General features: G+C 56.8%; 9 protein-coding genes, 2 tRNA genes, 4 rRNA genes and 2 pseudogenes. 9 read left to right on the top strand and 8 right to left on the bottom strand.

All coding sequences use genetic code 11. From position 1 onward, the window contains the following. Nucleotides 1-253 precede the first annotated feature (253 nt). From ACMXYJ_RS00785 to rrf (ACMXYJ_RS00760), 6 genes are all read left to right on the top strand, one after another. Nucleotides 254-1792 (top strand): 16S ribosomal RNA (locus ACMXYJ_RS00785). 83 nt (nt 1793-1875) lie between these two features. Further along, nucleotides 1876-1952: transfer RNA gene (locus ACMXYJ_RS00780), tRNA-Ile, on the top strand. 27 nt (nt 1953-1979) lie between these two features. Then, nucleotides 1980-2055: transfer RNA gene (locus tag ACMXYJ_RS00775), tRNA-Ala, on the top strand. Nucleotides 2056-2305: 250 nt separating this feature from the next. Next, a 23S ribosomal RNA gene (locus ACMXYJ_RS00770) occupies nt 2306-5197 on the top strand. A gap of 152 nt (nt 5198-5349) precedes the next feature. Beyond that, a 5S ribosomal RNA gene (gene rrf / locus ACMXYJ_RS00765) occupies nt 5350-5465 on the top strand. Nucleotides 5466-5571: 106 nt separating this feature from the next. Next, nucleotides 5572-5687: ribosomal RNA gene (gene rrf / locus ACMXYJ_RS00760) — 5S ribosomal RNA — on the top strand. The 16S, 23S and 5S rRNA genes sit together here with 2 tRNA genes alongside, the layout of an rRNA operon. Before the next feature lie 162 nt (nt 5688-5849). On the opposite strand, the pseudogene ACMXYJ_RS00755 reads toward rrf (ACMXYJ_RS00760), so the two are convergent. Then, a pseudogene (locus ACMXYJ_RS00755) lies at nt 5850-7972 on the bottom strand (TonB-dependent siderophore receptor); the annotation flags it as partial. Beyond that, nucleotides 7958-8065: pseudogene (locus ACMXYJ_RS00750) on the bottom strand (sigma-70 family RNA polymerase sigma factor); the annotation flags it as partial. The pseudogenes ACMXYJ_RS00750 and ACMXYJ_RS00755, both read right to left, overlap by 15 nt. A 313-nt stretch (nt 8066-8378) precedes the next feature. Between ACMXYJ_RS00750 and ACMXYJ_RS00745 the strand changes: the two are divergent. Further along, nucleotides 8379-10259, top strand: coding sequence for a methyl-accepting chemotaxis protein (locus tag ACMXYJ_RS00745; RefSeq protein WP_415758446.1), 1881 nt, complete (start codon nt 8379-8381; stop codon nt 10257-10259). A gap of 57 nt (nt 10260-10316) precedes the next feature. On the opposite strand, the gene ACMXYJ_RS00740 is transcribed toward ACMXYJ_RS00745, so the two are convergent. From ACMXYJ_RS00740 to ACMXYJ_RS00720, 5 genes are all read right to left on the bottom strand, one after another. Next, nucleotides 10317-10784, bottom strand: coding sequence for an SRPBCC family protein (locus ACMXYJ_RS00740; RefSeq protein ID WP_415758445.1), 468 nt, complete (start codon nt 10782-10784; stop codon nt 10317-10319). Between the two features lie 31 nt (nt 10785-10815). Further along, nucleotides 10816-14232 carry an amino acid adenylation domain-containing protein gene (locus tag ACMXYJ_RS00735; protein ID WP_415758444.1) on the bottom strand — a complete coding sequence of 1139 codons (3417 nt, stop codon included), beginning with the start codon at nt 14230-14232 and terminating at the stop codon, nt 10816-10818. 13 nt (nt 14233-14245) lie between these two features. Further along, complete coding sequence (locus ACMXYJ_RS00730; RefSeq protein ID WP_415758443.1) at nt 14246-15175, bottom strand: diiron oxygenase; 930 nt, start codon at nt 15173-15175, stop codon at nt 14246-14248. After that, nucleotides 15172-15948, bottom strand: a complete 777-nt coding sequence (locus tag ACMXYJ_RS00725; protein ID WP_415758442.1) for a DUF3050 domain-containing protein — start codon at nt 15946-15948, stop codon at nt 15172-15174. The genes ACMXYJ_RS00730 and ACMXYJ_RS00725 overlap by 4 nt, the downstream gene beginning before the upstream one ends. A gap of 678 nt (nt 15949-16626) precedes the next feature. Next, nucleotides 16627-17337 (bottom strand): GntR family transcriptional regulator, encoded by a 711-nt coding sequence (locus ACMXYJ_RS00720; protein WP_415758441.1) that lies wholly within the window; start codon nt 17335-17337, stop codon nt 16627-16629. 231 nt (nt 17338-17568) lie between these two features. On the opposite strand from ACMXYJ_RS00720, the gene lapG reads away from it, so the two are divergent. Together lapG and lapD are read left to right on the top strand one after the other, a co-directional pair. Then, complete coding sequence (gene lapG / locus ACMXYJ_RS00715) at nt 17569-18261, top strand: cysteine protease LapG (protein ID WP_033056174.1); 693 nt, start codon at nt 17569-17571, stop codon at nt 18259-18261. Nucleotides 18262-18275: 14 nt separating this feature from the next. Next, nucleotides 18276-20222, top strand: a complete 1947-nt coding sequence (gene lapD, locus ACMXYJ_RS00710; RefSeq protein ID WP_415758440.1) for a cyclic di-GMP receptor LapD — start codon at nt 18276-18278, stop codon at nt 20220-20222. A 137-nt stretch (nt 20223-20359) separates the two neighbouring features. Here the strand turns inward: lapD and ACMXYJ_RS00705 are convergent, their stop codons facing one another. Next, a complete protein-coding gene (locus tag ACMXYJ_RS00705; protein ID WP_056745772.1) occupies nt 20360-20698 on the bottom strand; it encodes a hypothetical protein in 339 nt (112 codons plus the stop codon). Nucleotides 20699-20776: the final 78 nt, after the last annotated feature.

Raw genomic sequence — 20776 nt, 5'->3', positions numbered from 1 at the left:
AACTTTGAAAACTTCGAAAAATAACCGCTTGACAGCAACAGGGGCTGCTGTAGAATGCGCGCCTCGGTTGAGACGAAAGATCTTAACCAACCGCTCTTTAACAACTGAATCAAGCAATTCGTGTGGGTGCTTGTGGAGTCAGACTGATAGTCAACAAGATTATCAGCATCACAAGTTACTCCGCGAGAAATCAAAGATGTAACCAACGATTGCTGAGCCAAGTTTAGGGTTTCTTAAAAACCCAAAGATGTTTGAACTGAAGAGTTTGATCATGGCTCAGATTGAACGCTGGCGGCAGGCCTAACACATGCAAGTCGAGCGGCAGCACGGGTACTTGTACCTGGTGGCGAGCGGCGGACGGGTGAGTAATGCCTAGGAATCTGCCTGGTAGTGGGGGATAACGCTCGGAAACGGACGCTAATACCGCATACGTCCTACGGGAGAAAGCAGGGGACCTTCGGGCCTTGCGCTATCAGATGAGCCTAGGTCGGATTAGCTAGTTGGTGAGGTAATGGCTCACCAAGGCGACGATCCGTAACTGGTCTGAGAGGATGATCAGTCACACTGGAACTGAGACACGGTCCAGACTCCTACGGGAGGCAGCAGTGGGGAATATTGGACAATGGGCGAAAGCCTGATCCAGCCATGCCGCGTGTGTGAAGAAGGTCTTCGGATTGTAAAGCACTTTAAGTTGGGAGGAAGGGCATTAACCTAATACGTTGGTGTCTTGACGTTACCGACAGAATAAGCACCGGCTAACTCTGTGCCAGCAGCCGCGGTAATACAGAGGGTGCAAGCGTTAATCGGAATTACTGGGCGTAAAGCGCGCGTAGGTGGTTTGTTAAGTTGGATGTGAAATCCCCGGGCTCAACCTGGGAACTGCATTCAAAACTGACAAGCTAGAGTATGGTAGAGGGTGGTGGAATTTCCTGTGTAGCGGTGAAATGCGTAGATATAGGAAGGAACACCAGTGGCGAAGGCGACCACCTGGACTGATACTGACACTGAGGTGCGAAAGCGTGGGGAGCAAACAGGATTAGATACCCTGGTAGTCCACGCCGTAAACGATGTCAACTAGCCGTTGGGAGCCTTGAGCTCTTAGTGGCGCAGCTAACGCATTAAGTTGACCGCCTGGGGAGTACGGCCGCAAGGTTAAAACTCAAATGAATTGACGGGGGCCCGCACAAGCGGTGGAGCATGTGGTTTAATTCGAAGCAACGCGAAGAACCTTACCAGGCCTTGACATCCAATGAACTTTCCAGAGATGGATTGGTGCCTTCGGGAACATTGAGACAGGTGCTGCATGGCTGTCGTCAGCTCGTGTCGTGAGATGTTGGGTTAAGTCCCGTAACGAGCGCAACCCTTGTCCTTAGTTACCAGCACGTGATGGTGGGCACTCTAAGGAGACTGCCGGTGACAAACCGGAGGAAGGTGGGGATGACGTCAAGTCATCATGGCCCTTACGGCCTGGGCTACACACGTGCTACAATGGTCGGTACAGAGGGTTGCCAAGCCGCGAGGTGGAGCTAATCCCAGAAAACCGATCGTAGTCCGGATCGCAGTCTGCAACTCGACTGCGTGAAGTCGGAATCGCTAGTAATCGCGAATCAGAATGTCGCGGTGAATACGTTCCCGGGCCTTGTACACACCGCCCGTCACACCATGGGAGTGGGTTGCACCAGAAGTAGCTAGTCTAACCTTCGGGAGGACGGTTACCACGGTGTGATTCATGACTGGGGTGAAGTCGTAACAAGGTAGCCGTAGGGGAACCTGCGGCTGGATCACCTCCTTAATCGACGACATCAGCTGCTCCATAAGCTCCCACACGAATTGCTTGATTCATTGAAGAAGACGATAAAGAAGCAGCCCGAAATTGGGTCTGTAGCTCAGTTGGTTAGAGCGCACCCCTGATAAGGGTGAGGTCGGCAGTTCGAATCTGCCCAGACCCACCAATTTTGTGTGGGAACCTGTAGAAATACGGGGCCATAGCTCAGCTGGGAGAGCGCCTGCCTTGCACGCAGGAGGTCAACGGTTCGATCCCGTTTGGCTCCACCACTACTGCTTCTGTTTGTTGAAAGCTTAGAAATGAGCATTCCATCGTGATGATGGTGAATGTTGATTTCTAGTCTTTGGATTAGATCGTTCTTTAAAAATTTGGGTATGTGATAGAAAGATAGACTGGACAACACTTTCACTGGTGTTGGATCAGGCTAAGGTAAAATTTGTGAGTTGCTCTTAATTGAGTATTATCGAATTTTCGGCGAATGTCGTCTTCACAGTATAACCAGATTGCTTGGGGTTATATGGTCAAGTGAAGAAGCGCATACGGTGGATGCCTTGGCAGTCAGAGGCGATGAAAGACGTGGTAGCCTGCGAAAAGCTTCGGGGAGTCGGCAAACAGACTTTGATCCGGAGATGTCTGAATGGGGGAACCCAGCCATCATAAGATGGTTATCTTAAGCTGAATACATAGGCTTAAGAGGCGAACCAGGGGAACTGAAACATCTAAGTACCCTGAGGAAAAGAAATCAACCGAGATTCCCTTAGTAGTGGCGAGCGAACGGGGACTAGCCCTTAAGTGGCTTTGAGATTAGCGGAACGCTCTGGAAAGTGCGGCCATAGTGGGTGATAGCCCTGTACGCGAAAATCTCTTAGTCATGAAATCGAGTAGGACGGAGCACGAGAAACTTTGTCTGAATATGGGGGGACCATCCTCCAAGGCTAAATACTACTGACTGACCGATAGTGAACTAGTACCGTGAGGGAAAGGCGAAAAGAACCCCGGAGAGGGGAGTGAAATAGATCCTGAAACCGTATGCGTACAAGCAGTGGGAGCCCACTTTGTTGGGTGACTGCGTACCTTTTGTATAATGGGTCAGCGACTTATTTTCAGTGGCGAGCTTAACCGAATAGGGGAGGCGTAGCGAAAGCGAGTCTTAATAGGGCGTCTAGTCGCTGGGAATAGACCCGAAACCGGGCGATCTATCCATGGGCAGGTTGAAGGTTGGGTAACACTAACTGGAGGACCGAACCGACTACCGTTGAAAAGTTAGCGGATGACCTGTGGATCGGAGTGAAAGGCTAATCAAGCTCGGAGATAGCTGGTTCTCCTCGAAAGCTATTTAGGTAGCGCCTCATGTATCACTGTAGGGGGTAGAGCACTGTTTCGGCTAGGGGGTCATCCCGACTTACCAAACCGATGCAAACTCCGAATACCTACAAGTGCCGAGCATGGGAGACACACGGCGGGTGCTAACGTCCGTCGTGAAAAGGGAAACAACCCAGACCGTCAGCTAAGGTCCCAAAGTTATGGTTAAGTGGGAAACGATGTGGGAAGGCTTAGACAGCTAGGAGGTTGGCTTAGAAGCAGCCACCCTTTAAAGAAAGCGTAATAGCTCACTAGTCGAGTCGGCCTGCGCGGAAGATGTAACGGGGCTCAAACCATACACCGAAGCTACGGGTATCACTTAGGTGATGCGGTAGAGGAGCGTTCTGTAAGCCTGTGAAGGTGAGTTGAGAAGCTTGCTGGAGGTATCAGAAGTGCGAATGCTGACATGAGTAACGACAATGGGTGTGAAAAACACCCACGCCGAAAGACCAAGGTTTCCTGCGCAACGTTAATCGACGCAGGGTTAGTCGGTCCCTAAGGCGAGGCTGAAAAGCGTAGTCGATGGAAAACAGGTTAATATTCCTGTACTTCTGGTTATTGCGATGGAGGGACGGAGAAGGCTAGGCCAGCTTGGCGTTGGTTGTCCAAGTTTAAGGTGGTAGGCTGGAATCTTAGGTAAATCCGGGATTCTAAGGCCGAGAGCTGATGACGAGTTACCCTTTGGGTGACGAAGTGGTTGATGCCATGCTTCCAAGAAAAGCTTCTAAGCTTCAGGTAACCAGGAACCGTACCCCAAACCGACACAGGTGGTTGGGTAGAGAATACCAAGGCGCTTGAGAGAACTCGGGTGAAGGAACTAGGCAAAATGGCACCGTAACTTCGGGAGAAGGTGCGCCGGTGAGGGTGAAGCATTTACTGCGTAAGCCCATGCCGGTCGAAGATACCAGGCCGCTGCGACTGTTTATTAAAAACACAGCACTCTGCAAACACGAAAGTGGACGTATAGGGTGTGACGCCTGCCCGGTGCCGGAAGGTTAATTGATGGGGTTAGCTAACGCGAAGCTCTTGATCGAAGCCCCGGTAAACGGCGGCCGTAACTATAACGGTCCTAAGGTAGCGAAATTCCTTGTCGGGTAAGTTCCGACCTGCACGAATGGCGTAACGATGGCGGCGCTGTCTCCACCCGAGACTCAGTGAAATTGAAATCGCTGTGAAGATGCAGTGTATCCGCGGCTAGACGGAAAGACCCCGTGAACCTTTACTATAGCTTTGCACTGGACTTTGAATTTGCTTGTGTAGGATAGGTGGGAGGCTTTGAAGCGTGGACGCCAGTTCGCGTGGAGCCAACCTTGAAATACCACCCTGGCAACTTTGAGGTTCTAACTCAGGTCCGTTATCCGGATCGAGGACAGTGTATGGTGGGTAGTTTGACTGGGGCGGTCTCCTCCTAAAGAGTAACGGAGGAGTACGAAGGTGCGCTCAGACCGGTCGGAAATCGGTCGTAGAGTATAAAGGCAAAAGCGCGCTTGACTGCGAGACAGACACGTCGAGCAGGTACGAAAGTAGGTCTTAGTGATCCGGTGGTTCTGTATGGAAGGGCCATCGCTCAACGGATAAAAGGTACTCCGGGGATAACAGGCTGATACCGCCCAAGAGTTCATATCGACGGCGGTGTTTGGCACCTCGATGTCGGCTCATCACATCCTGGGGCTGAAGCCGGTCCCAAGGGTATGGCTGTTCGCCATTTAAAGTGGTACGCGAGCTGGGTTTAGAACGTCGTGAGACAGTTCGGTCCCTATCTGCCGTGGACGTTTGAGATTTGAGAGGGGCTGCTCCTAGTACGAGAGGACCGGAGTGGACGAACCTCTGGTGTTCCGGTTGTCACGCCAGTGGCATTGCCGGGTAGCTATGTTCGGAATAGATAACCGCTGAAAGCATCTAAGCGGGAAACTAGCCTCAAGATGAGATCTCACTGGGACCTTGAGTCCCCTGAAGGGCCGTCGAAGACTACGACGTTGATAGGTTGGGTGTGTAAGCGCTGTGAGGCGTTGAGCTAACCAATACTAATTGCCCGTGAGGCTTGACCATATAACACCCAAGCAATTTGCGTCGAAAGGCCAGATTGCGGTGTGTGAAGACGAAACGAACCGAAAGTTCGAGATACTCACAAAACACCAAGCTATCGCATACCCATTCGCTGGAGCGTGAACCGAAAGGTAAACGACCTGGCTACCGAATTTCTTGACGACCATAGAGCATTGGAACCACCTGATCCCATCCCGAACTCAGCAGTGAAACGATGCATCGCCGATGGTAGTGTGGGGTTTCCCCATGTGAGAGTAGGTCATCGTCAAGATTAAATTCCGAAACCCCTATCTGCGTATGCAGGTAGGGGTTTTGTTTTAGTAGAAGTCACCTATTTTGCTGGCACGTTACGCTGTAACGGGCTGGTCACAGAATTTCTTGACGACCATAGAGCATTGGAACCACCTGATCCCATCCCGAACTCAGCAGTGAAACGATGCATCGCCGATGGTAGTGTGGGGTTTCCCCATGTGAGAGTAGGTCATCGTCAAGATTGAATTCCGAAACCCCTGTCTGCTAACGCAGACAGGGGTTTTGTCGTTCTGGGCTCGCTAAACGCTCAGAAACGCCATCGCCAAACCAGTGGAATGTTCCCGCAGAGACGACAACGCCAGCCCCCGGATTCAGGCGCTGGCTTTGTTGGAATGACGAGGGATTAGAACTGGTAGCTTACCGTCGCGGCGACATTGCGTTCTTCGCCCAGGTAGCAGAAGTTCAGGCTGGCACAGGAGGCCACATAGGACTCATTGGTCAGGTTGTTCGCATTCAGGCGAACATCCACGCCCTTCAACCCTACTTTGCCTAAGTCATAGCCAACAGACGCATCAAACAGCGTGTAGGACGGCACCTTCATGGTGTTTTCCGCGTCGGCCCAGCTATAGCCGACATATCGCACACCACCACCCAATCGCAGACCATCGAGTGCCGCACTGTCGAACTTGTAGTCAGCCCAGATCGAGGCCATGTGCCGTGGCGCTTGGGTTGGCGAGTTACCCTTGTTCTCGATTATGTCGGTGGCCGTACTCAAGGTGCTGATCATCGACTTGGAGTACTCGAGGTCGGTGAAGGTGTAGCTGCCGAGCACTTTAAAGTTGTCAGTCAACTGCATGTGCGCTTCCAGTTCCAAGCCTTGGGAGCGCACAGCACCTATGGAGCGATAGAAGTTTTCCTGCGGCAGTTTGGTCGCCAGGTTCTCCTGATCGATGCGGAACAGCGACGCGGTGAACATGTTATCGGTGCCCGGCGGTTGGTACTTCAGACCCACCTCCCACTGAGTGCCATCGGTCGGTGCCAGGGGATTACCTGCACTGTCCGAATAGGAGTTCGGGTTGAACGACTCGGAGTAGCTGATGTAAGGCGCAATGCCGTTATCAAACAGATACAGCGCCCCGGCGCGACCCGTCAGCTTGGTGCGCTTGTCACTGATTTCAGTTCCCACCGGCCGGCCGGTTTCAGCCAGCCGATTCTCATCGGACGTTTCGACCCAGTCTTGGCGCAGCCCGAGCGAGAAGCGCCACTTGTCCATCTCGATCAGGTCTTGCAGGTACACACCGGTTTGTTCCAGGCGACGCAGGTAGCTGGTCGGACTGTAGAAGTCGATGTCCGAATTTCCATACACAGGGTTGAACGCATTAATCGGTGCAAGTCCACCGCTGGCCCAGTCGACCACGGTTTTGCGACGCTGGTAGTCCACGCCCATCAGTACAGTATGTTTGGTTGCACCGGTGAAGAACTCCGCTTGCAGCATGCTATCGACAATGAACGCATGCAGTTTCTCGTCACCACCGGTGAAATAACGATTCAACTCATTGCTGGTGGGTGTGGTCCAGCCATAGGCATAGACCTGATCCAGCTTCACTTTGGAGTCGAGGTAACGGAAGTTCTGTCGTGCAGTGAAGACGTCGTTGAAGCGATGCTCGAATTGATAACCGAAGGACTGCTGATCGCGCTGGAAGCCATCAATGCTCGGTTCTCCCTCGAAGAAGTGCGGGGAGATCCGATTCCCATTGCGCTGATGAATTGTGCCGTCGGCCGGCACGCCACCGTGATAACCGCCGTCCGGATCGTGTTGCAGATACGCTTGCAGGGTCAGCGAGGTGTCTTCGGTGAAATCGATGCTCACCGTAGGCGCGAGAGCGAAGCGTTTTTCTTTGTTGTGATCGAACTGTGTGTCGGACTGATCCGCCAGCCCTGTCAGGCGATAGGCAATGCGTTTGTCATCATCCACCGGGCCGCTGAAGTCGAAACCCATGCCGCGCTGCCCCTGGGAGCCCACTGTGGCTTGAACCTGATGATAGGCCTCAAACAGCGGCCTCTTGCTGGTTAGCGCCACCAGACCGCCGGGTGAGCTGCGACCGTAGAGCACCGATGACGGCCCTTTGAGAATATCGACGCGTTCGAGGAAATACGGGCCCACTTGCATGGTGCTGTAGGTGCCGCTATCCCCCATGGACTTCAAGCCATCCAGATAGATGTTATCCACCGAACCATCGTTGAAGCCCCGCAGCGCCACGTAGTCATAGCGGTGGGTTGCGCCATAAGGATTGGTCAACACGCCGGGGGTGTAACGCATGGCCTGGGAGACGGTTTGCGAACCTTGATCGTCCATTTGCTCACGGGTTACCACAGATACACTTTGCGAGGTTTCCAGCAATGCGATACTGGTCTTGGTGGCGATTTGGCGATTTGGCTATGCGTCGCGTTGTAGCCGTCCATGCTGCCCAACGCATTGCCGAGGGCGAAGCCTTTGATGTCTGTAGTGGGCAATGCCAGCGCATCGGCTGCATTACCCAACCGCGCGCGCAGCCACGTGTTGAGCCAACCGTGATGGCTACTGTAAAGCGCCTGAACTGCAAACTCAGGTGAGGACATGAACGCGACAGCCCGAACGTCACAAATGATAATTAGTCGCATTGTCATCAAGGGTTGAGGAATTTGCAACTGCCGCACGAACAAACGCCATCACAAAAGACTGAGCCGGCGCTCTGGGACGCCGTTCGGCGGGTATCTGACAGGAATGCCGACCATTTCGTACAAACGCCTAAGTTTTCTCCGGTTTGTGCCGACAGCCTGATGAGACATGCGTGCACCAAAGTAGAGCGGACACAGAGCCCTGCCTGCGCTGTTACATGGAATGTTGCAACCCGGAACGCATCCCCACTTTTTGCATAAGAAGTCCCATGAAATGAATCTCAAATTCAGCCATAAAATCCTTCTGGCCGCCTCCGGCGTCGTGGTGCTGGCTTTTGCGTTGTTCACTTTGTACAACGACTATCTGCAGCGAAACACCATCCGTCAAAACCTCGAATCCAGCGTCCAGCAGGCCGGCGATCTGACCGCCAGCAGCGTACAGAACTGGATGAGCGGCCGCGTGCTGGTGCTGGAAAACCTCGCGCAGAACGTCGCCCATCAAGGTGCCAATGCCGACCTCCCGGGGCTGGTCAATCAACCGTCCCTGACCTCGAACTTCCAGTTCACCTATGTCGGCCAGGCCAACGGTGTATTCACTCAGCGCCCGGACGCGAAGATGCCTGATGGCTACGATCCGCGTCAGCGCCCTTGGTACAAACAGGCCGTGGCTGCCGACAAGACCATGCTGACCCCGCCTTACATGGCCGCCGTCGGTGGCTTGGTGGTGACCATCGCCCTGCCGGTGAAAAAGAACGGCGAGTTGCTCGGCGTGGTCGGTGGTGACCTGAGCCTGGAAACCCTGGTGAAGATCATTAACTCGGTGGACTTCGGTGGTATCGGCCACGCATTCCTGGTCAGCGCCGACGGTCAGGTGATCGTCAGCCCGGACAAAGACCAGGTGATGAAAAATCTGAAGGACATCTACCCGAACGCCGGTGTGCGCATCGAGAAGGGCAACCAGGAAGTCACCCTGAACAAGCAGGACCGTATCCTTTCGTTCACGCCGGTCAGTGGTTTGCCGAATGCCGAGTGGTACATCGGTCTGTCGATCGACAAGGACAAGGCCTACGCACCCCTCAGCCAGTTCCGCACTTCTGCGCTGATCGCGATGTTTATCGCCGTGACGGCCATTGCCGTGCTGCTGAGCCTGCTGATCAACGTGCTGATGCGTCCGTTGACCACCATGAGCCGTGCAATGCAGGACATCGCTCAAGGTGAGGGCGACCTGACCCGACGTCTGGCCGTGGAAAGCAAAGACGAATTCGGTGAGCTGGGCGGTTCGTTCAATCAGTTCGTGGAGCGAATTCACGCGTCGATTTCCGAAGTGTCGTCGGCCACCCGCCAGGTTCACGACCTGTCGCAACGGGTAATGGCTTCGTCCAACGCCTCGATCGTCGGTTCCGACGAGCAAAGCGCCCGCACCAACAGTGTGGCCGCGGCGATCAACCAGTTGGGCGCCGCCACCCAGGAAATCGCCCGCAACGCCGCCGATGCTTCCCAGCACGCCAGCGGTGCGAGCGAGCAGGCTGATGACGGTCGTCAGGTGGTGGAAAAAACCATTCTGGCGATGACCGAGTTGTCGCAGAAAATCAGTCTGTCCTGCACCCAGATCGAAACCCTGAACGCCAGTACCGACAACATCGGGCACATTCTGGATGTGATCAAAGGCATCTCCCAGCAGACCAACTTGCTCGCGCTCAACGCGGCCATCGAAGCGGCCCGTGCCGGTGAAGCCGGTCGTGGTTTTGCGGTGGTGGCGGACGAGGTGCGCAACCTCGCTCACCGTACTCAGGAATCGGCGGAGGAGATCCACAAGATGATCACTTCGCTGCAGATCGGTTCTCGTGAAGCGGTGACCACCATGAACGCCAGTCAGGTCTCCAGCGAACAGAGTGTCGAAGTGGCGAATCAGGCCGGTTTGCGACTGGTCAGCGTGACCCAGCGCATTGGCGAAATCGATGGCATGAACCAGTCGGTGGCCGCGGCGACCGAAGAGCAGACGGCGGTCGTGGAAACCCTCAACGTGGACGTTAACCAGATCAACCTGCTGAACCAGCAGAGCGTAGCCAACCTCAATGAAACGTTGAAGGATTGCGATGCGTTGTCCCTGCAGGCGAACCGGTTGAAGCAGTTGGTCGACAGCTTCAAAATCTGATCAAACGATGTAAAAGAAGCCCGCTGTGGAGTCATCCACAGCGGGCTTTTTCATGCCTTACGCAAACAGCTTCAGCACATTGTTCATCGAGTCATCAGCAAAGCCCTGCACGAAATCCGTGAACCCCGGCAACGCCTCGGCGCCAGCCTGTGCGGGTTCGGCGATGATGGTCCAGGTCGCTCGGGATCTGCCCGCGCCCAGCGGCTCGACACTCATCGCTGCCCACAAATTGGCCACGCCCAAGGTGTTGTAAATCGTGGTCCAGGTCATGTTCAGCGCCTGGTCATCGCGGGAGTTGAGTTGCTCGACCACCAGGTTGCCGTCCTTGAAGAATTTCTTGCGCAGGGACGACACGCCTTCTCCGGTCATCTCGATGTGCGACAGCGCCGGAATGAATTGATCGAAGCCGGCAAAGTTACCGACCACTGCCCAGACCTTCTTGGCATCGGCCGGCACTTCCACCGAGGACACCACGTGGCAGCCTTGAGGATTCTTGATCAGGGTATCGGGTTGCAGAGTGCTCATGGTCTTGCTCCATTCTTGGGGTTGGGTTGAATCAGATGAAGTTGATTTCTTTCAGGTAATCGCAGCCGCGACGCAGCAGCGCCGGGGATTTTTCCGGGTAATGTGCGCCCATCTGCCGTACGCCCGCCTGGGCGTTGGCGTGGCCGATCATTGAGATGTCGCCGATGTCTTCCTCGAAGCCGTTGAGGTAGAAACCAAGCACGCCGAACAACGCGTTGTCGCTGTCGACCCGGCCCAGTTGCTGCTGCCAGTCGGCGACGCTGACCATGGAAAACTCCCGACCCGCCTCACGGAATGAGGCGACGTAGTTGTCCCAGCTCAGAGGCTCGGGGTTGTGCAGGTTGAACACCGCTTTCTCGGCTGAATAACGGCTGGCATGGAAGGCGATGAACCGGGCCAGAAAGTCCACCGGCATCAGGTCGAAATTCAGCGCGAATTCCGGCACCTGGCCTAGCTGGATCGAGCCTTTGAGCATCAGCATCAAGCGGTTTTTGTGCGGCTGGCAGACACCGGTGAGGCTGTTGAAGCTGATGTTGCCGGGGCGATAAAGATTGACCCGTACGCCACGTTCGCGAGCCCGCTCCAGGATCCGCTCACCGACCCATTTGGACAGGTTGTAGCCGTTCTTGATGTAGATCGGCGGGGTCTGCGCGGCGGGCAATTCCAGCACCCGGCCATCGGCGGCAATCGTGCTGGAAGCCGAGAGCGTCGAGACGAAGTTGAAGATCTTCTTGCTGCGCCCTTCGCACAACCGGAGGCACTCGAAAATCGGCTCGACGTTGTCCCGCGCCAGCGACTCGTAATCGAGTACGTGATTGACGTTGGCGGCGTTATGCACCAACGCGCCGAACTGCCGATCCAGTCGCTCGTATACATCCGCTTCGAGCCCCAATGACGGACGCGTAATGTCCGCCGCATAAACCCGCACCCGACTCAGGTCCAGATGCTCCAGACGGTTTTCTCGCAGGGCATGGGCAAACCGCTCGGCCGCCGACTGCCCACCGCCATCGCGTACCAGGCAGGCGACTTCGCTGGCGCCCCAGGCGAGCAACGCTTCGACGATGTGCACGCCGACAAAGCTGTTGGCGCCGGTAACGATCACCTTGTGCACATCGCCCATGCGGTTGACTGGTAACGGCTGGATATCCAGTTCGCGGAAGGCATCGGCCAAGGCTTTTTCGCTCAATACCTCTTCGGTGCCGGAGCCGCGCACCAAGGTCGCCAACTTGGCGATGGTCGGCAATTCGATGAAGCGGTTGATCGAGATGCTGCGACCGAACTCCTCACGCAGACGCAACAACATGCGCGATAGCAGGATCGAGTGGCCGCCGAGATTGAAGAAGCTTTCATCGGTGGAAATATCGCTGGTCGGCAGCTCCAGCAGCTCAGCCCAGATCTCCAGCAGCAGCGCCTCGTCGGCACTGACGGGCAAACGCCGCAGCGTGTTTTCGGACACATTCACGGGCATTGCCAGCAGCGCCTTGCGGTCGACCTTGCCGTTGCTGGCGAACGGCATGTTCGGCAGTTCGGTCCACGCTGTGGGCTGCATGTAATCCGGCAGAAACTGTGTCGCGTGAGCTTTCAGCGCTTCGCGAGCGACGCCGGGTTGGTCCTCCTGAGGCTGCGCGAGGAAGGCCAGAATCCGTCGCTGGCTGTCGATGACCACCGCCACCTGGCGGTACAACTGACTGTCGCGCAAGCAGCGTTCGATCTCTTCCGGTTCGACCCGAAAGCCGCGAATCTTCACCTGGTTGTCGCGCCGTCCGCACAGCTCGATGCCGTCGCGGGTCCACTTCGCCATGTCGCCGGTGCGGTAGGCGCGCAGGCCCTGGCCATTCGGCAGGCTCAGGTTCAGATAACGTTCGGCAGTCTGCTGCGGGTTGTTCAGATACCCCAGGCAGACGCCCGGCCCGACGATGTACAACTCACCGACAGTCTGTTCGGCCACCGGTTGAAAATCCTCATCGAGAATCAGCACCTGACTGTTGGCGATAGGCGCGCCGAGGGTGCGGTTGCTGTCGCCGGCGCGCAGTTGCCGCGCAGTGATCAACACCGTCGCTTCGGTCGGGCCATAGAGGTTGTAGAGGTTGCCCTGACGGGTGAGCTGCTCGATGACGTAGGGTTCGCAGACATCGCCGCCGGTCATCACGTGATCGAGGCAGCGCAATTGATCCAGCGGCAGGATGCTCAACAACGCTGGGGGCAAAAAGGCATGGCTCAGTTGTTGATGGCGGATCAGCTCGACCAGTTGCAACGGATCGCGGCGCTGATCGTCGTCGGGCACGATCAGTTCGGCGCCCTGGAGCAGGGTCGGGAAGATATCGATCAGCGACGAGTCGAAACTCAACGACGAAAACTGCAGCACCCGACTCTGTTCGGTCAGCTGCACATAGTCGGCGTACCACGCGGTGAAGTGCGCGAGGTTGGCCTGGCTGAGCAACACGCCTTTGGGATGGCCGGTGGTGCCCGAGGTGTAGAGCGCCATGCACGGCGCGTCTGGATCGGGTCGTTGGCGCATCAAGGGTTGATCGAGATCCACGTCACCGATGTCGATGCGGTTGATGTCGAGTCCCGGCATTTGCGCCGCGAGCGGATGCTCACCGTCATGCAGCAAAAACACTGCTCCGGCGTTTTCCAGAATGTACTGCTGACGTTGCAAGGGATGGCTCGGTTCCAGCGGCAGGTACACCGCGCCACTGCCAAGAATCGCGAGAATCCCCGCATACAACGCGCTGCATTTTGGCAGACAGATCCCGATCACCAACGGCCCGTGATGCTGAGCGAGCAATGGCTGCAAACGCTGCTGGATGGCGCGGCTGTGGGCGTGCAAATGCCGATAGCTCAGGGACGTGCCGGCAATGTTCAGCGCGGGTCGTTCGGCACACTGGATGAAGCGCCGCTCAAGGCGCTCGATCATCGGGATTTGGCTGAGCTCCAGTAGCGCGGGTGCCGCGGTGAGGTTGAGCCGATGGAAAAACGCGAGGTTCTCCAAATAGAGCAGGTTTTCCACGTGCTCGAAGCAAGCGGGAGCAACAGGCTCAGCCAGCAGAAAATAGTCGGCATCGCGAGAGATACGGCTGACCAGCAACGCCACGTGATCGACCAGTTCTGCCACTGCCCGCAGGCGCAATGCCTGGCCGTTGCCCGAAGGTTCGTCGGTGATCGGCACGCGAGTGAACAGCGTTGAACCGTAGGTGCACAGCAGGTCCAGCGGCGGCAGGCCTGAAACCCCAGGCACACCGATGCCCAGTTGCAGCGTCAGTCGCGGTGCAGCGCCGACGTCTTGAACAGGCAGGCTGGCGTCGTCGATCAGCAAATCAGCGCTACCCAACGGCTGCTCGTCGACGGCTGTCAGGCGCACCAGAGAATGACCGTGTTGTTCAAGTTCCAGCGCCAGGTCGGTCAAGGCCTGGCTGTGTCCAATGAGCAGAATGTCGAGACGTCTCATGATGGGCTCCTCGTTAAACCAGGTAATCGCTGAGGGCGTCTTGCACGCACGGCGAATCGAGCAGCGAACTGCTGCGGAAAAACCGCACGATGTTGGCGACCAGCGGGTGATGGCGATTGATCGGGAAGGCCAGCCCCGACACTTCGCTCTTGAGGGCGTGGCGTGCGCCATCGCTGATCTGCAAGGATTCGATCAGCCGGAAGTCGAACGACTTCTGGATGTCGTTGGTCAGGTAATGGCCAATGAATATCGGCAGGATGTGCGCGATGCAGTGGCGGTCGTCTTCGCTCGCGGTGTGCCAGTAGATGCGCACCAGCCGCGCCCAGAACCCGGAGTGGCGACCTTCGTCGAGCAAGTGGTCGGCCATCAGGCCCTTGATCGACTGCTTGACCGTGTCGTCCTTGGCGAACGCCGCGACATCGCCGGTCACGGTGTTCTCGGCGATGGCCACGCAGATCAATTCCACGGCGCTGCGCAAGTGTTCCGGCGCGAGCGCCACGGCCGCTGGAATGGCTCGGCTGAGTTCGATTTCATCCGGCAGTTCGATGGGCGTGATGCCGGTCATGGCGACGGTCTGTTGCATGAAATCCATTGCCACCAGCGCGTGGTAATCCTCGTCCACCACCACGGTCATGGCGTCGTAGCGGCAGGCGAACGGGAAGGCCACGGCGAAGCGATTCTTGGCGATGCTGCGGGCGGTCTTGTCAACGATTTCGGTTTCGAAAATCACCACGTCATTGATGAATTTGTAGAGCGTCTGCACCAGCGCAAAGTCGCGTTGCTCCGGGCATTCGCGCAGGAAGGTTTCGCTCAACACCAATGGTTGGCGGCTCAACGGGTAGATCAGCTTGTCGTCATTCTCCAGCACGCGCCGGGGGCGGGTACGGATGGTCGCGCGGCTTTCCCAGGCGTCGGCGAAGGATTGGTAGTCGGCGGCGTTCATGCGTTCACCTCAGGCATAGGTTCGGTCATGCTCAGGCGCAGGCCGTCCCACAGGGCGATGCGGCTTTCCACGGCGGCGATGGCGCTGGCGTAGACGTCTTCCTCGCGTTGCGGATCGCCATTGACCAGCCGGGCGAGGAGTTTTTCAGCGGCGGGGCCGTGGTCTTCGGAGTCGACTTCGATGTGCCGTTCGAGGTAGTAACGGAAGGTCGGCGCCTGTTCGATGCCGATGCCCCAGTCATCAAGAATTCGCTGGAACATCTGCGGGATGACGCTCTCGCGACCATGCAGAAATGCCGCCGCAACGCTGTGTCCCGGCGCATGCAACGCGGTATGCAATGTGTTGCGCACGAACTGCGCTGCCGCCGGATCGACGTCCACGCTTTGCAATGCCACGTCGTAACTCACGCCTTCTTTTTGCAGCGCGACGAAGCGTTCGACCACCGCCGTGCTGGCGCCAACTTCGCGCATGGCATCCAGGTACAACTCGAAATGGCTGTAGTGACCGTGAGCCGGACGATCATCGGACTCTTCACCCAGCACGATCTCGTTGATCAAACGCGCCGCCTGCGGATCTCGCGGCGGCAGCCAGGGCAGCTGGACGCAGGTCAGTTCCTGTTGCAGGCGTTTGGTCAGTGACATGAAATCCCATACCGCAAACACATGGGTTTCCATGAAACGTTGCAATACCGACAGTGAGTGGATTTCAGAAAATATCGGATGAGCGCTAAGTTCTGCTTTCTTCTGGTTGAGGCGTTCTTTAGTCGATTTCATGGGCGAGCCTATAAGTGAACTGAAAATACCGTTGGGGTGTTTGATAAGTAAGCGATTGTGAGTTGGAACTTTTGTTGGCGAGCAGATGCCTCAAACGAATTGATATGGGCAAGTTGCAATGCGTCGTTAAGTGACGGCCTGGCGCCAGTATTCAAGGCGGCGGAGAAAAACTAATACAGGAATAAAGTGTCGGGCAAGTTATTTTTATATTATTTGAAAGTTCAACTTTCCCGCGCGCGACAAGTTCCAATAAAACTTTTCATTTGAGTTTTATTTGGATGTAGTTACTCCTTCCGGCTTATATAAGTCAGAATTGAAATGAAGAGTGAATGCCTCACTCGAAGCAACTTTCTAATTGAGTCGTTGAAGTGAATTGAGGGGGCGGAAGTTGGCTGGGATCAACGCCGGTTCTTCCTTTCCCGTGGCAAGACTCCTTCCGTAGGTTCTTGGTGCGGGGACTGCTCCGCTCGTGCGGTGCGTCGCCCGTTCATTATTTATTGGCAGCCCAAGAGTGAGCGTAAATCACGACAGCCGCTATCACCGGCGCGTCATCGACTCGGAGTCATTGTTGGTCTTGAGAGGGGTCAATCGAGGGCAGGGCTTTGGAGAGGGGCGCAGCACAGCGCGGCAAGCGAGAACGAGCAGTTCGATCTGCTCGCTCAGGCTTGCCGGTGCGGTTTACTTGGAGGTTTTCTTGTTCAGCGCTTCGGGGCTGTTGAGGTAGCGTGTGATGACCTCGACGCCCCGGTTGAGGTGTTGTTCGAGCAACTTCACCGCGCGCTCGACGTCCCGGCCTTCGACGGCCAGCAACAGCGCCCGGTGGTCTTCCTGGGACAGTTTGCCCAGGCCCATGGCTTCCAGGTTGAAGCGCAGGAAGCGCTCTTCTTCGTTCAGTCCGTCTTCCACCAGCCTCAATAGCCGTTGGTTTGGCGCCTTGCAGTACAGCGCCATGTGGAAAAGCCGATTGAGCCGGCCGATTTCGGTGTAGTTGTTTTGCGTTTCCAGTTCGTCGATGTAGCGGGCTGCCTGTTCGAAATCCTCATTGACCAGTAACGGGATCGACAGGCGCAGCGCTTCGGATTCCAGCAGGATCCGCAGCGCGTAGGTTTCCACGGCATCGCCCTGAACCAGTGGTGCGACCACGGCGCCTTTATGGGCGATGACGTTGAGCAGGGCCTGGGCTTCGAGCTGGCGCAAGGCTTCGCGCACCGGCATGCGGCTAACACCGAAAAGATCAGCCAAATCTTGCTGACGCAGGGCGGTGCCGCAGGGTATGCGGCCGTCGAGAATGGCCGAACGCAGGGTTTCTTCGATCACCGAGCGTGCCAGGTGAGCGGGAATCGGCCCGTTGACCTTGATGCTGTTCAGAGGATTGGGCTTCTGTGTCACAACTACGCACCCTGTTTGACTGAAATAAATTTGGATCCAAGGGGACCCTAGTGACTGCCTGACAGGTTGTCAAACGGACAAAAGGTCGCCCCGACGTGGCCACGGTGTTTTTAATGACACCTGCCATTCAAAGTTTAGCGCGCCAGCGGTGATCTCACCGTGCCATTGTCTTTTACCGGGCTAACCTGCACCATCGACCGCTTTCCACCTGCCTGATCTGGATGCCTCGCATTGGCGGTACGTTTCGCGATCCCTCGGACTTTGCGCTGGCTGTGCTGCGCGTTGCTGCTGGCCGGCGTTATGCTGGGCGGGCTGCATGCCGATTGGGATTTTTCGCTGATCAGCCGTCGCGCGCAGGCATTGTACGGGCCATTGGGCGAAGGACAGCCACGCATTGATGCCTGGCAGCATTTGTTGGTCACGCAAAAGCAGGTCGGCGAGCTGGAACAGCTTAAAGTGGTCAACCAGTTCTTCAACAAACAGATGCGTTACGAGGAAGACATCGACCTGTGGCACGAGGTCGATTATTGGGAAACACCCATCGAGGCCCTGTGGAAGGGCGCCGGCGATTGCGAAGATTACGCGATCGCCAAGTATTTCAGCCTGCGTCATCTCGGCGTCGCCAGTGACAAGCTACGCATCACTTACGTCAAGGCCTTGCGCCTGAATCGGGCGCACATGGTGTTGACCTACTACTCAAGCCCCGAGGCCATGCCGCTGGTACTCGACAGCCTGATCGATGCGATCAAACCGGCCAGCCAACGAACCGATTTGCTGCCGGTCTACTCTTTTAATGCCGAAGGGTTGTGGTTGCCGGGCGCCAAGGGCAACAAGAAAGTCGGTGACACCAAACGCCTGTCTCGTTGGCAGGATGTGTTGAAGAAAATGCAGGCCGAAGGTTTCCCGGTCGAGACGACTAACTAGGAGCACGCGCTCAGATGTCCTTGTTCAAACAGCTGTTGATCGCTATCTGTCTATTCCTGGTGATCGCCTTCACCGGTAGCTTCGTGGTCAGCCTGGAAAGCTCGCGCACCCAATACGTCAACCAGTTGCGCTCCCACGCCCAGGATGCGGCGACGGCATTGGCGCTGTCCCTGACGCCAAGCATCGACGACCCGGCGATGGTCGAGTTGCTGGTCAGTTCGATCTTCGACAGCGGTTATTACGCGAACATCCGCGTGGTCGACCTCAAGACCGATCAGACCATCGTCGAGCGCAGCGGCATTCCAGCGGTGAACAACGTGCCGGACTGGTTCGTCAAAATGATCGGGCTGGAAGCGGCCGGTGGTGATGCCCTCGTCAGCCGTGGCTGGGAGCAGGCGGCGCGGGTCGAGGTGGTCAGCCACCCGATGTTCGCGTTGGCCAAACTCTGGCAGAGCGCGTTGGGCAGTCTTGGCTGGTTGCTGATCTGCGGTGCGGTGAGCGCGGTGCTGGGCGCGCTGTTGTTGCGTCGGCAACTGAAGCCGCTGGATTACATGGTCAAGCAATCCCACGCCATCGCTCGCCGAGAATTCCTCAGCTTGCCGGAACTGCCGCGCACGCCCGAATTGCGCCGCGTGGTGCAAGCCATGAATCAGATGGTCGAGAAGCTCAAGGCGTTGTTTCAGGAGCAGGCCGTGCGTAGTGAAAAACTGCGGGTCGAATCCTATCAAGACAATCTGACAGGCCTGGCCAACCGTCGCTATTTCGAAATGCAATTGAACGCCCGGGTAAGCAATCCGGAGCAGACAAGTTCCGGTTATTTGCTGCTATTGCGGGTCAGTGACCTGGCCGGATTGAACCAGCGGTTGGGCGGTCAACGCACTGATCAGTTGTTGATAGCGGTGGGCGAGCAGCTGTCCCGAGAGTGCGCCAAATACCCGGAAACCCTGAACCTCGTGACGCGGATTCGCGGCGGTGAGTTCGCCGTGCTGGCGCCGGGTCTGGTGCGCGCAGAAGCGCTGCAACTGGCACAGAACCTCGACAGTGCCTTGGCGAGCCTGCACGCGACGGGCGCCACCGACGTGGCCTCGGTGGCCTCGATCGGGCTGGCGCCGTTTGTGTATGGCGACTCCCCGCAAGCGGTGCTCGGGCTGGGTGATCAGGCATTGGCTCAGGCGGAAGGCAAGGGCGATTCGAGCTGGGTTTGCCTGGATCACAGCGCGTCGGCCAGCGTCGGCGACGACCATCATGCCTGGCACAACTTACTGGAGCAGGCGTTGAGCCAACAGCGTTTCGAGCTGTATTTCCAGCCGGTGGTGGCCGCCCAGGACACGCAGTTGGTGCTGCATTACAAGGTGCTGTCGCGTTTGATCGACGACGAGGGCCAGACCATTCCCGCCGGGCGCTTTCTGCCGTGGCTCGAGCGCTTTGGCTGGACCGCGCGGCTTGATCGGCTGATGTTGGAGCTGGTACTTGAGCAGATGGCCAACCATGAAGAGTCGCTGGCGCTGAACTTGTCTTCAGCGACGCTGGCCGACCCTCAGGCGTTGAATAAAGTCTTCGAAATTCTGCGTCAGCATTCGGATCTCGGGGAGCGATTGACCCTGGAAATTGGTGAGGAGCAGTTGCCGGAGCAAGCCATGCTGGAAGAGCTGACGCGACGCCTGCGCGAACTCGGGTTCTCCCTGAGCCTGCAACGCTTTGGCGGGCGCTTCAGCATGATCGGCAACCTGGCGCGGCTTGGGTTGGCGTATCTGAAGATCGACGGCAGTTACATCCGGGCGATTGATCAGGAGAGCGACAAGCGCCTGTTCATCGAGGCGATTCAGCGGGCGGCGCACAGCATCGACTTGCCGTTGATTGCCGAGCGGGTCGAGACGGAAGGGGAGTTGATGGTGATTCGCGAGATGGGGTTGTATGGGGTTCAGGGGCAGTTGTTTGGTGAGCCGAAGCCTTGGCAGTGAGGCTGATACCGCCATCGCGAGCAGGCTCGCTCCCACAGTGGATCTGTGTTGACCACTAAATTGGGGCCAACCCAAAACCCTGTGGGAGCGAGCCTGCTCGCGAAGGCGTCAGTACAGACAACAACAATGACGGGACCTTAGATCAACCCCGTCTCATCATCATCGATCAATTGACTCAACCCGCCCAACGCCTCACGGGCCTGTGTCCGGTCCATCAGCTTGGCTTGTGCGGCCGGCGGCAGGTCGGTGACGCGGATCACGCCTTTGCTGGTCAGCACCTGGATCAAGTCGTCGAGTACCCGGATCATTTCCAGGTCACTCTGCTTGAGTTGTTTGAGGCTGGTTTCCACTACTTCATTGGCATACCAGGCCTGGATTTCATGGTGGTCGGCCGGCAGTGTTTCCGTGGCCTCGGCGTAGGCCGCGGCTTCCACGCGCACTAACTGACCTTGCGCATCGCGTTGCACGTAGAACATTGAACATCCCTCGGAAATGGACCAGCGTCATGCTGTCAGCAGCATAGGCCAACTGGACGCGAGTATGCGGTGCGGCGA

The organism is Pseudomonas arabinosi, from assembly GCF_047758675.1.
Lineage (GTDB): Bacteria > Pseudomonadota > Gammaproteobacteria > Pseudomonadales > Pseudomonadaceae > Aquipseudomonas > Aquipseudomonas arabinosi.
The sequence above is the reverse complement of the archived record's forward strand: the minus strand, read 5'-3'. Positions and strand labels throughout refer to the sequence as shown.